Genomic DNA, 12425 nt, shown 5'->3' on the forward strand with positions numbered 1-12425 from the left:
CGTAGATCTGGGCTACGACGCGCGCCGGCCGGTCGACCATCCGACTCCGTTTGAGCCAACAGAATGGTGCAATCTAACCCGGAAAGGCTCTAAAGCAGCGAGGCAAGGCGCGGAACGATCGGCAGATAAGGGGCTTCGAACAATTCCTCGCGTTCGAACCGGCTGCCGGTTTTCGTCAGCCGCACCATGCGGCACTCGTTTTCGGAAATCATCAGCGGCGCGATCATCGAACCGCCGGAAACGAGCTGATCGGTATAAAAGCGCGGCATAGAATTGAAGGCCGCCGTCACCAGAATGCGGTCGAAGGTGCCCTCCCCCTGCATGCCGGCGCTGCCGTCGGCATGGCGGATGACGACGTTGCGCAGGCTGAGCGATTCCATGCGCCGTTGCGCGGCTGATGTCAGCGTCTTGTAACGGTCGATGGACAGGACGCGCTCGGCGAGCCGGCCCATGACGGCGGCGGTGAAGCCGCTTCCGGTGCCGACTTCCAGGACACGCTGGCCCGGCTTGAGTTTCAGGTGATGCAGAATGCGGACGGCAAAATCGATGCCTTCGAGGAAGGAGCCGCATTCGATCGGTATCGTCCGGCTCGAATAGGCATCGTCGGAAAATTGCGCCGGCACGAAGAGCGAGCGCTGCGTCTGCTCGACCGCCGTCAGCAGGTCGAGGTCGGAGATGCCTTCGGCACGCAATCTGAGGACGAGCGCCGCAAAGCCCTCCTTCTCCGCCAGTCTTGCCGTCAAACCTGTGCTCCGTATCCCAATGCCCGCGCCACGCGGTCCGTCACGGAATAATCGGTCAGATCCAGTTTCAAAGGCGTTACCGAAATCTTGTTATGCTTCAAGGCGTGAATATCGGTGCCCTCGATAAAGGCGCCGGCGCGTTCGCCGAACTTCAGCCAGTAGTAAGGGAAACCCCGGCCATCGGAGCGGGCGTCGACCTGCAGATTGAAGGCAAGCTTGCCCTGCATGGTCACTTCGGCGCCATCGACGTCCTCGGGACGGCAGTTCGGGAAGTTCAGGTTGAGGAAGGTGCCCTCCGGCAGGTCGAGCACCATCAGCTTTTCCAAAAGGACCGGCGCATGCATCTCGCAGACCTCCCAGGGCACAATGCGCGCACCATCCTCGTAGAGATAGGCCTGGCTCAGCGCGAAGGAGCGCACGCCCTGCATCGTGCCCTCGATGGCGCCGGCGATCGTTCCGGAATAGGTCACGTCGTCGGCAACGTTCGAGCCGGAATTGACGCCGGAGAGAACGAGATCAGGCTTGATGTCCATCACCTGCTTGATGCCCATGATGACGCAATCGGTCGGCGTACCGCGCAAGGCGAAATGCTTGTCGGAAACCTTGCGCAGCCGAAGGGGTTCGGAAAGGCTCAGCGAATGAGCAAGGCCGCTCTGGTCGGTCTCGGGCGCAACGATCCAGACGTCGTCGGACAGTGTGCGCGCGATCCGCTCCAGCGCGGCGAGGCCTTCGGCATGAATGCCGTCGTCATTCGTAAGCAGGATGCGCATCGCCTCAGGCCGCCCGTTCGATTCTGGTCAATCCGCCCATATAAGGCAGCAAAACGTCCGGAATCGTGACGGAACCATCCTCATTCAGATAATTTTCGAGGACGGCGATCAGGCAGCGGCCGACGGCGGTGCCGGAGCCGTTCAGCGTATGGACGAATTTATTGTTCTTGTCGTCCTTGCCGCGGTAGCGCGCATTCATCCGCCGGGCCTGGAAATCGCCGCAGACTGAGCAGGAGGAGATTTCACGGAAGGCATTCTGTCCCGGCAGCCAGACTTCGAGATCGTAGGTCTTGCGCGAGCCGAAGCCCATGTCGCCGGTGCAAAGGGTCATGGTGCGGAAATGCAGGCCGAGGCGCTTCAGCACCTCCTCGGCGCAGGCCGTCATGCGCTCATGCTCGGCAATGGAGCTTTCCGCGTCGGTAATCGAGACGAGTTCGCACTTCCAGAACTGGTGCTGGCGGAGCATGCCGCGGGTGTCGCGGCCGGCGGAACCTGCTTCCGAGCGGAAGGACGGCGTCAAAGCCGTGAAACGCAGCGGCAGTTTCTCCTGATCGAGGATTTCCTCGCGCACCAGATTGGTGAGCGTCACCTCGGCCGTCGGAATGAGATAACGGCCATCCGTGGTCTTGAAGAGATCCTCTTCGAACTTCGGCAGATTGCCGGTTCCAAACAGCGCCTCGGCGCGCACCATCAGCGGCGAACTGACTTCGGTATAGCCGTGTTCGCTGGTGTGAAGATCGATCATGAACTGGCCGAGAGCACGCTCGAGCCTGGCAACCTGTGCGGTCAGAACCGTGAAGCGCGAGCCGGAAAGCTTGGCGGCGCGCTCGAAATCCATGTAGCCGAGCGCCTCGCCGATTTCGAAGTGCTCTTTCGGCGTATGGTTCCAGCGCGGCTTTTCGCCGACGATGCGGGTAACGACATTGCCGTGCTCGTCCTTGCCGACCGGAACGTCGTCCAAGGGCACGTTCGGGATGCGCGAGAGTGCGTCGTTGAGCTCGGCAGAGAGCGCGCGCTCCTCCTCCTCGGCGGCCGGCAGCGTCTCCTTGATGTCGGCGACCTCGGCCTTCAGCTTTTCGGCAAGCTCGGTGTTCTTCTGCGCCATGGCCGCGCCGATCTCCTTGGAGGCGGCGTTGCGGCGGGAGAGCAGATCCTGTGCCTTCTGCACGGCGGAGCGGCGCTTTTCATCGAGGGTGACGAGACTCTGGGCCAGAGGCTCCGCACCGCGCTTGGCAAGGGCGGCATCGAGCGCTTCGGGATTCTCACGGATCCATTTAATATCGAGCATCGTCGTTCCAACTCGTTGCAATAGAAATGACCGGCCAGAGAAACCGGCCGGACAGGAAACGGCAGACCTCAGGGAAAGTCCGGAACCGGTCAGACACTGTCCGTCTTGGCGACGTCGGAGGAACCAGAAGCCTCTTCAAGTGCCTGTTGGGAACGCTGACGCTCCACGAGTCGTGCCGCGTAGATGGAAATCTCGTAGAGAAGGATCGTCGGTATCGCAAGGCCGATCTGGGACATCGGATCGGGCGGTGTCAGAACCGCGGCCACGACGAAGGCGAGCACGATGGCGAATTTGCGCTTTTCGGCGAGCCATTGCGACGTGAGCAACCCGACGCGGGCAAGAAGCGTGGTAATCACAGGAAGCTGGAAGACGAGGCCGAAGGAGAAGACCAGCGTCATGATCAGGCTCAGATATTCCGAAACCTTCGGCAGGAGCGAGATCGCTACCTCATCATGGCCCGGCGCCTGCTGCATCGACAGGAAGAACCACATGACCATCGGCGTGAAGAAGAAATAGACGAGCGCCGCGCCCAGGAGGAACAGAATCGGGGAAGCGATCAGGAACGGCAGGAAGGCCGCCCGTTCATTCTTATAGAGGCCCGGGGCGACGAACTTGTAGATCTGCGCGGCGATGATCGGGAAAGCGATGACAAGGCCGCCGAACATCGCAACCTTCACCTGCGTGAAGAAGAATTCCTGCGGCGCGGTGTAGATGAGCTGCGCCTTCTCGACATCGAGATTGGCCCAGCTGACGGCGAGCTTGTAGGGATAGACCAGGTAATTGAAGATGTGCTTGGCGAAAAAGAAGCACACGATAAAGGCGATGAAGAACGCCCCGATCGACCACATCAGCCGCGTGCGCAGCTCCATCAGGTGCTCGATCAACGGCTGCGGCTTGTCTTCGATATCACCGCTCATGCCTCGTCCTTCTTCTCAGTCTGCGCCGGCGTCTTCGGCGTTGCGGGCTTCCTGGCCGCCGTCGTGCGTTTCGGCTTTTCTACAGGCACGGCAACCGCGGCAGCGGCATCGGCCTTATCGGCAGCCTTGGCGCGCGGCTTGCGCTGCGCCTTCGGCTTGGCAGCAACCGTATCGGCCTGGACGGTCGCTGCGGCGACGGGTTCCGGCGCCGCTACGGGCGCCTGCACCAGCGGCGGCGTTTCCGGCAGGCTCATCGACGGCGTCGGGGCGGAAACGGCGGACGGCGGCGCTTCGGTCTTGTTGTCAGGAGGCGTACTCGCCTTCTGCAGGTCCGCCTTGATCTCGTTGCCCATCTGGCGAAGGGGATTCATCGCCTCGCGCAGACTGTTGACCGGATTGAGCCTCTGGGCGTCACTGATCGTCTGGCGGACATCGTCAAGTTCGGCCTCGCGCAGCGCTTCGTCGAACTGCGCACGGAATTCACCCGCCACCTTGCGGGCACGCTGCGTCATCTTGCCGAAAGCGCGCAGCATCGGCGGCAAATCCTTGGGACCGACAACCACGATCAGTACGACCGCGATGACCAAAAGCTCGGTCCAGCCAATATCGAACATGCAAGGCTCCTGGACGGGAAGCGCGGGGGCTGCGCTTTTCCCGGACTTGGTTACTTCGTTTCGTCGGCCTTGTGATCGACGGTCTTCGCCGTATCAGGCGCATCTTCGTCCGTCATGCCCTTCTTGAAGCTCTTGATGCCCTTGGCGACGTCGCCCATCAGTTCCGGGATCTTGCCGCGACCGAACAACAACAGCACGATGACCAGAACGATAAGCCAGTGCCACATGCTAAAAGAACCCATTACGCTAACTCCCTGTTGTGATGTTCCCTAATGTAAGAATTTCCCACACCGTTTCCAACATCAAGCCCTTTGAACTGAGCTTAATGTCACGGTATCGCCCTTTGTGACAAGCCACAGACCCGCCGAAAAATGGTGAGCACCATTGTTTTCGCCATGCATGGCAAAAGCAAGACGAAGTCCTTCAATCTTCGGAGGTAGAGCGCGGGGCGAGCAACCCGAGTTCTTCGAGATCCATCTGGGTGATCGGGTCCTCGTCCTCGGTCAGCTCGTCGTTCATCAATGGCGAGGGAATATTGAAATTCGCCGGAATGCGGCCCGACAGCAGGCCCGCGCCCTTCAATTCTTCGAGACCGGGCAGATCGCGCAGCTCCTCGAGGCCGAAATGGTCGAGAAAGTCGCGCGTCGTGCCCAACGTCACCGGCCGGCCCGGCGTGCGCCTGCGGCCGCGAAAACGCACCCAGCCGGCTTCCATCAGTACATCGAGCGTACCGCGCGAGGTCTGGACGCCGCGGATGTCCTCGATTTCGGCACGCGTCACCGGCTGGTGATAGGCAATGATCGCCAGCACTTCCAATGCTGCGCGCGAGAGCTTCTTCACTTCGTTGTCGTCACGGCGGATAACGAAGGAAAGATCGGCGGCGGTGCGGAAGGCCCAGGCGCCCTCGACCTGGACGAGATTGACGCCACGCGGGGCATATTGCTCCTTCAGGCGCAGCATGATCGCGCGCACGTCCGCGCCCCTCGGCAGGCGCTCGGCGAGGAAGGCTTCGGAAACCGGCTGCGAGGAGGCGAAGACCAGCGCCTCGGCCGTGCGCTCGGCCTCGATCTCGGCCTGCAAGTCGCGGTATTCCCCTTCGAAATCCTCTTCGCTTTTCGGATCGATCAAGCCGGCCGCTCCTGTTCAACCACCTGCAGCGTGGCGTGCTTGGGGCCGCGACGCATGAAAATAGGCTGAAACGCCCCATCCTGGCGGATTTCCAGCTTGCCCTCCCGCACCAGCTCCAGCGAGGCGGCAAAGGCGCTGGCGATCGCCGTGACGCGTTCCTCCGGCCCTGCGAGATAACGCAGCAGATAATGCTCCATTGCCGTCCAGTCGCCGATCTCACCGATCATCTGGGTCAGCAATTCGCGGGCATCGGTCAACGACCAGACGTTGCGCCGCTCGATCGTCACCTGGGTGACTGCGTGACGCTGGCGCAGCGCCGCATAGGCGGTCAGGAGATCGTAGAGGCTCGCCGCGTAGGCGGATTGCTGCCGGTCGGGAATATGCTCCGGTGCGCCGCGGGCAAAGATATCGCGGCCGAGGCGGTTGCGGTTGACGAGACCTTCCGCCGCCTGGCGCATGGCTTCGAGGCGTTTCAGGCGAAAGGCGAGCGTCGCCGCCATTTCCTCGCCGGAAGGGCCGTCGTCCTTGATCTGCTGGGGTATCAGCAGGCGCGACTTGAGATAGGCAAGCCAGGCCGCCATGACGAGATAATCGGCGGCAAGCTCGATGCGGATGCGCCGGGCGCTTTCGACGAACTGCAGATATTGCTCGGCGAGTGCCAGCACCGAAATGCGCGACAGGTCGACCTTCTGGTTGCGGGCAAGATAGAGCAACAGATCGAGCGGGCCTTCGAAGCCGGCGACGTCGATCACCAGCGCCGGCTCGTGGCTGGCGCGCTCGGTGCCGTTATCCTGCCACAGCTTGTCCATCGGCGTTGCCGCCTGCGGACGTTCCGTGCCCTTGACCGTGTTCACTCAACTGCTCCCTTACGATCAGACCGTCGCAAACATCGCCTCGAACTCCGCCCTCGTTTCCGCTTCATCCGTCCCATCCGGCGCCGTGAAGCCTGCCTCCACCGCCTTTGCGCGGGCAAGCGACTGGCCAGCGAGTGGCGGAACATTTGCCACGACTTCCAGCATCTCGTCCATCTTGCCATTGCAATGCAGCACGATATCGCATCCGCCTGCAATAATATTCGCCGCACGTTGACCGATCGTGCCCGAAAGTGCGTTCATCGAACTGTCGTCGGAAAGCAGCAGACCGTTGAAACCGATATGCTCGCGGATGACGCCGTCGACGACCTTGCGTGAGGTCGTCGCCGGATTATCCGGATCGATAGCGGTAAAGACGAGATGGCAGGTCATCGCCATCAGCTCGTCCTTCATCGCGATGAAGGGCGGAAAATCATGGGCCTCCAGCTCATCGCGCGAGACCGTGACGACGGGCAGTTCCAGATGCGAATCCGCAAAGCCGCGACCGTGGCCGGGCATATGCTTCATCACAGGCAGCAGGCCGCCTGCCTTCAGCCCTTCGGCGGCCGCGCGGCCCATGGCGATAACGGTCCCGGGATCGCCGCCATAGGCGCGGTCGCCGATGACGTTACTGCTGCCCTCGACCGGCACATCGAGCACCGGCAGGCAATCGACATTGATGCCGAGGTTCAAAAGGTCGAAAGCGTGCAGGCGCGACATCAACCAGGCGGCGCGAAGCCCGAGCGCCGGATCGCGGCGATAGAGATCGCCGAGCGCCTGGCCGGAAGGATAACGGGAGAGAATGGGCGGGCGGATGCGCTGGACGCGACCGCCCTCCTGGTCGATCAGCACCGGTGCATGCCAGCCGACGCTGTCGCGCAGTTCGGCGACAAGATCGGAAATCTGCCCCGCTTCGGAGATGTTGCGCCCGAAGAGGATGAAGCCCCAGGGGCGCTCGCCCCGGTAAAAGGCTTTCTCTTCGGATGTGAGGGCAAGGCCGCTGCAGCCAAGGATCATCGCTTTTGATTCGGTCATGTGAGAATCATAGACCCGGTCCCGCCAAATGCGAGCAAGGTCACGCGCGATGCACAAAAAAGAGCGGCGGACCTATCCGGCCCGCCGCTCTTTTTGTTCAACGATCTGCCGTTACTTGGAAATCAGGCAGCTTCCGCCAGCCGCGCGATATTGTTCGCAGAGTGCCACGGCCTCATCCTTGGAGCCGGCCGGGATGCGGACACGGTAGAAAGTGCCCTTGCCGGCGATATCGGCCTTGCGGATCTCATGAGCGCGGCCACCAAGCACGCCGGCGAACTTCTTCGACAGGCTGGCGTAGGATTTGTTCGCTTCGTCTTCCGATGGCAGCGAGGCGATCTGGATGCCGTAGCCGCCGGCGGACGCCGCCTGCTGCGGCTTTGCGGCAGCCGGTGTAGCGGCCGCGACCTCAGTCGTCTTCGGCTGCTGTGCGGACGGGCGGACATTGCCCTTCTCGGTCACGGTGCCGACGATGTTGACAGGCTGTTCGGCCGGGCGGGCGATCGGAACCGGAGCGGTATCGGTGATCTCAGTGGTCTTGACCGGACGGACAGGCGCATCGGCCGGGGCAGCATTTGCGGCCGGCGTATCGACCGTTGCTACGGGCGTCGGCTGTGCCGGCGCGGCTTCGGCAGGTGCCGCGGAACGAGCATCGGCGGAAGCAACCTCGGCGCTTGCCGGGAAGCTTGCGGCCGATCCGCCGACCGGAGGCACGGCCGGAACCGACGGCGCAGCCGGGGTCGACTGGGCGGCCAAGGCCGGCTGAGCCTGCGGTGCCGCCTGGGCGGGCTGCGTCGGCTGATCGGCGGGCGCGAGTTCCTCGCGGGCAACCAAGGTACCATCCGGCTTGACGATCATCGTGCGGACCTTGCGCGGCGAAACCGACGGCGCCTTGTCGGCATCGCTTGCGGAACCGCTGTCGGCGCTGTCCTGGTTCGGCAGCAGACGCGGATCCTCCGTCTCGCCGACTGCGGTCGGCGTGATCTGATCGTTGGCGCCGGCGGTCTCGTCGTCCTCCGGCAGCGCTTCCGGTGTCAGCGTGCGCTGGACGACATCGACGGGCGCTTCATCGGAGGAAACGAGCGCTTTCTGCTTCGGCTCCTCGGCAGAACCCGCAACGCGGTCGTAGACGGCCTTGTCCTGGTTCGGCACGGTCTTGCCACCCGGGTTTTCCGGAACGACCTTGACCGGCTCCTTATCGGCAACGATCACGCGCGGTTCGCCCGATGCGACGATGCCGAGCCCTTCCCCGTTCCATACGGAGGAATAGACGCCATAACCGACGCCGGCGAAGACCACGAGCACGACGGCGCCGGCAAGCAGGCGGCGCATCGAACGGGCGCGGCTGAAATCAGCGGCCTGGCTTGCCGATTCGATGTGGACTTCGGAAACATTCTCACGACGCTCGACGGGTTCGCGCACGCTGCGGCGGAAATCCTCCTCCAGCGCCCGCTCGAAGTCATCGAGGCCATCGGCGATGGTGGGCTTGACCGGCTTTGCCGCGGCGGCGGCCGTATCGCGCACCGGCGCCGGCGTTTCGCGCGGCTTGGCGGGTTCGAAAAAGCTCGCGATTTCTGCATCGAGATCGAAGTCGAAATCCGCGGTTTTCGCAACAGGCGCAGGCTGCTCGACCGGCGGCAAGGCCGGCACGTGCATGTCGTCGACGGTCTCGGGACGATCCTCCGGATCGGAGATCATCGCCGGATCGAACGGCAGGTCTTCGGTCGTATCGGCAACCGGCGCCGCCCAGTTGAAGGCCGGAGCCGGAGCTGGAGCCGGCGGCTCCGGATTGAAGACTGGCGCGGGCTGCGCAGACGCGGCAGCAGCCTGCGGACGCGTGATCGGCTGGGGCGCTGTCACCGACGCCTGAGGTTCTGGCTGCGGCGCGGGCTCGACCGGCTCGGAAAAATCGAGATCGGAGAGTTCCAGTTCGATGCCGGCAAGATCCAGCTCGAAATCATGGCCGGCGAAGGGATCGTCGGCTTCCTGTACCGGCTGCGGCGCCCGGGAATAAACAGGCGCGGCAGGCTGCTGCGGAGCGACCTCGGCAAGCTGCGGCGCAATAGGCCTTGGGGCTTCAGCAACATAGGCTGGAGGCGGCTCGACCGGAGCAAACATGATCGGCTCGGGCTCAACAGGTGCGACGGCGACAACGGGCGCGGCCTCGATCGGCGCCGGCTGCGGCGCAACCGCCACCGGATTGGCACGCTTCATTACCGGGTTTGGCACGGGATAGCGCGAGACGTCGGCGAGCAGATCGTCAAGATCGAAAGTGCCGGCAGTGTGCGGTACTTCCGGAACGACTTCCGTCAGCGCGGCATCGGCCTGGATCTCGCCTTCGACGGCAGCGGCTATCAGATCGAAACCGGCATCGGATTCGAAATCCTCAAGCTCTTCCTCGATCTCGACGAATTCCTCGGCCTCGCCGGTCACTTCCGGCGCTGCCATCTCTTCATGGCGATCGAGTTCGGCGGGAAAGCCAAGCGACGGAGCCGCGGATTCGAATTCCTCGGAAGGCTCGACAGCGGCGACGGGCGCCGGCTGCTCGATTACGGGCTGCGGCTCGACCTCGGGAATATCCGCGAGCGACGCCTCGGCCACGGGCTCGACCTCCGGTTCGGCCGCCGGCTCCGGCTGAACGACCGGTTCCTCGCGTTTGGCCGCATGGAAATTGGCAAGCGGCAGCCTGATGCTGGCGGCCGACCATTGCGGCGCCTTGGCAGGCTGCGGCACTGACGAAACGGGTGCTGCGCCGATCGACAGCTCGAGCTCCTCGATCAGGTCGCGTGCACCGCCAAAGGCCGATTGCACCGGCGCTTCGAAAGCGGGATCGACGGCAAGCTGCTGCGGACCGGTTGCCCAATCGACAGCCTGCTCGTCCCAGCCCTGTGCGGCGGGTGCCGCCTCTTCGACGGAAGCGACGGAAACCGGCTCGGGAGCCGGTGCGATTTCAGCAACAGGGGCCGTGTCGAGAACGGGCTCGACATAATCCTCAGGCTCGATATCCCCAGCGACCGGCTCAGCCGGCCGGTCGAGTTCGCCAAGCGGACGCGGCGAATCGTAACGGTCGAACTCGCGCACAAGCTCGTCCTCGAGATCGAGGGCAGGCTCGCGCCGAGTGGCCTCGGTCACCGTATTCGCTGCAACACGCGGTTCGAAACCGACGATACGGGCAAGTTCGGCCAACGGATCGTCGTCAGCAAACAGATCGTCTTTTCCGCGCGTATCATACGCAAGTTGTTTCTCAGCCATGCCTATCCCACTCGCAAACGCCAACGCTCAAATGCCAGCGCATTGTGGGGAAATGGTGACGTTATCGCATTTCGTCAGGTGCGGCAGTGCCTGTAATGGCGAGTCCCGACTTCAAAACCGACGCGACGGCGTACACCAGCCCAAGTCTGGCAATACTTGATTCTCGGTTTTTATCATTAACAAATCGTAATTCCGGCTGATCTTTACCTTTGTTCCAGTGCGCGTGGAACGAACTGGCGAGGTCGTAGAGGTAAAAAGCAAGGCGATGCGGCTCCTGCGACTGGGCCGCCGCCTCGACCACACGCGGGAATTCGGCAAGCTTGGCGACAAGCTGCAATTCGGCCGGATCACCAATGCCAGCAACGGTTTTCGCGAGATCCTCGGGCGAAACATCGAGGTCCGGAAAAGCCTCCCTCGCCTGCCGGAAGACCGACATGCAGCGGGCATGCGCGTACTGCACGTAGAAGACGGGATTATCCTTCGACTGTTCCGTCACTTTGGCGAAATCGAAGTCGAGCGGTTCGGAATTCTTGCGGTAAAGCATCATGAAGCGGACCGAATCACGGCCGACTTCCTCGACGACGTCCCGAAGCGTGACGAAATCGCCGGAGCGCTTCGACATCTTCACGGGCTCGCCGTTGCGATAGAGCTTGACGAGCTGGCAGAGCAGCACCGTCAGCTTCGCCTTACCCTCCGAGACGCCGCGTGCAACCGCTTCCAGGCGCTTGACGTAACCGCCATGATCGGCGCCGAGCACATAGATCATCTCGTCGAAACCGCGGTCGAACTTGTTCTTGAAGTAAGCGACGTCGGCGGCGAAATAGGTGTAGGAGCCGTCCGACTTGATCAGCGGCCGGTCCATGTCGTCGCCTACCTCGGTCGAGCGGAACAGCGTCTGCTCGCGGTCTTCCCAGTCCTCGGGAAGCTGACCCTTCGGCGGCGGCAGCGTGCCCTTGTAGACGTAACCCTTGAAGGTAAGGTCGTTGATCGCCGTGCGGATGGCCGCCGCTCCATTGGCATGCAGGGTGCGCTCGGAAAAGAAGATATCGTGGTGGACGTTCAGCGCCGCCAGATCCTCGCGGATCATGACCATCATCGCATCGATCGTGCGGTCCTTGACGATCGGCATCCATTGGTCTTCCGGCATGTTGTGCAGCCGCACGCCGTAATCGGCGGCCAGCGACTGGCCGACCGGCACGAGATAGTCACCCGGGTAAAGACCCGAGGGGATCTCGCCGATCTTTTCGCCGAGCGCTTCGCGATAACGCAGGAAGACGGAACGAGCGAGCACGTCGATCTGCGAGCCCGCATCGTTGATGTAATATTCCTTCTCGACGCCGTAGCCGGCAAAAGCGAGCAGGTTGGCGAGCGCGTCGCCGACCACGGCGCCGCGGCAATGGCCGACATGCATCGGGCCGGTCGGATTGGCCGAGACATATTCGACATTGACCTTGCGGCCCTCGCCGAGCGTCGAACGGCCGTAATCCGTGCCGGCGCCGATCATCGAGGCAAGGACCCGCTGCCAGTAGCCGACGGAGAGACGGATATTGATGAAACCGGGGCCCGCGACCGAGACATCGGCGACGTCGGCATCCTCTTTCAGCTTGGCAATGATGACGTCGGCCAGCGCCCGCGGATTGCTTCCGAGCGGTTTTGCCAGCACCATCGCGGCATTGGTCGCAACGTCGCCGTGGCTCGCATCGCGCGGCGGCTCGACGGTGATGCGGCCGAAATCGAGCTCGGATCGCTTTTCCCTGACCAGATCGATCTGTTCAAGGGCGGTTTTGATCCTGGCTTCGAAGTCGGTAAAAAGGTTCATCGCACTCTTCC

Annotated in this window: 11 protein-coding genes; all 11 read right to left on the bottom strand. The window is 62.8% G+C overall.

What is annotated here, in order from left to right:
• Positions 1–89: 89 nt before the first annotated feature.
• Positions 90–743: a protein-L-isoaspartate(D-aspartate) O-methyltransferase gene (locus QD408_RS16200; protein WP_088680934.1), complete on the bottom strand. Its 654-nt coding sequence runs from the start codon at positions 741–743 to the stop codon at positions 90–92.
• Positions 740–1513: a 5'/3'-nucleotidase SurE gene (surE, locus tag QD408_RS16205; RefSeq protein WP_414140008.1), complete on the bottom strand. Its 774-nt coding sequence runs from the start codon at positions 1511–1513 to the stop codon at positions 740–742. Before surE ends, QD408_RS16200 begins: the two co-directional genes overlap by 4 nt.
• 4 nt (positions 1514–1517) lie before the next feature.
• Positions 1518–2801 (bottom strand): serine--tRNA ligase, encoded by a 1284-nt coding sequence (serS, locus tag QD408_RS16210; protein ID WP_414140009.1) that lies wholly within the window; start codon positions 2799–2801, stop codon positions 1518–1520.
• A gap of 89 nt (positions 2802–2890) precedes the next feature.
• The gene (tatC, locus tag QD408_RS16215) at positions 2891–3718 is read right to left on the bottom strand and encodes a twin-arginine translocase subunit TatC (protein WP_414140010.1); all 828 of its coding nucleotides are present in this window, start codon (positions 3716–3718) and stop codon (positions 2891–2893) included.
• Positions 3715–4332 (bottom strand): Sec-independent protein translocase protein TatB, encoded by a 618-nt coding sequence (gene tatB, locus QD408_RS16220; protein WP_414140011.1) that lies wholly within the window; start codon positions 4330–4332, stop codon positions 3715–3717. Before tatB ends, tatC begins: the two co-directional genes overlap by 4 nt.
• 50 nt (positions 4333–4382) lie before the next feature.
• Positions 4383–4574: a twin-arginine translocase TatA/TatE family subunit gene (locus QD408_RS16225; RefSeq protein WP_003538990.1), complete on the bottom strand. Its 192-nt coding sequence runs from the start codon at positions 4572–4574 to the stop codon at positions 4383–4385.
• A gap of 181 nt (positions 4575–4755) precedes the next feature.
• The gene (gene scpB / locus QD408_RS16230; protein ID WP_088680939.1) at positions 4756–5460 is read right to left on the bottom strand and encodes an SMC-Scp complex subunit ScpB; all 705 of its coding nucleotides are present in this window, start codon (positions 5458–5460) and stop codon (positions 4756–4758) included.
• Complete coding sequence (locus QD408_RS16235) at positions 5457–6314, bottom strand: segregation and condensation protein A (protein WP_088680940.1); 858 nt, start codon at positions 6312–6314, stop codon at positions 5457–5459. Before QD408_RS16235 ends, scpB begins: the two co-directional genes overlap by 4 nt.
• A gap of 18 nt (positions 6315–6332) precedes the next feature.
• Positions 6333–7346, bottom strand: coding sequence for a beta-N-acetylhexosaminidase (gene nagZ, locus QD408_RS16240; RefSeq protein ID WP_414140012.1), 1014 nt, complete (start codon positions 7344–7346; stop codon positions 6333–6335).
• 111 nt (positions 7347–7457) lie between these two features.
• Positions 7458–10595, bottom strand: coding sequence for an SPOR domain-containing protein (locus tag QD408_RS16245; protein WP_414140013.1), 3138 nt, complete (start codon positions 10593–10595; stop codon positions 7458–7460).
• 61 nt (positions 10596–10656) lie between these two features.
• Positions 10657–12414: an arginine--tRNA ligase gene (gene argS, locus QD408_RS16250; protein ID WP_414140014.1), complete on the bottom strand. Its 1758-nt coding sequence runs from the start codon at positions 12412–12414 to the stop codon at positions 10657–10659.
• Positions 12415–12425 lie beyond the last annotated feature (11 nt).

The sequence above is a fragment of the Rhizobium sp. BR 249 genome, assembly GCF_047445895.1.
Lineage (GTDB): Bacteria > Pseudomonadota > Alphaproteobacteria > Rhizobiales > Rhizobiaceae > Rhizobium.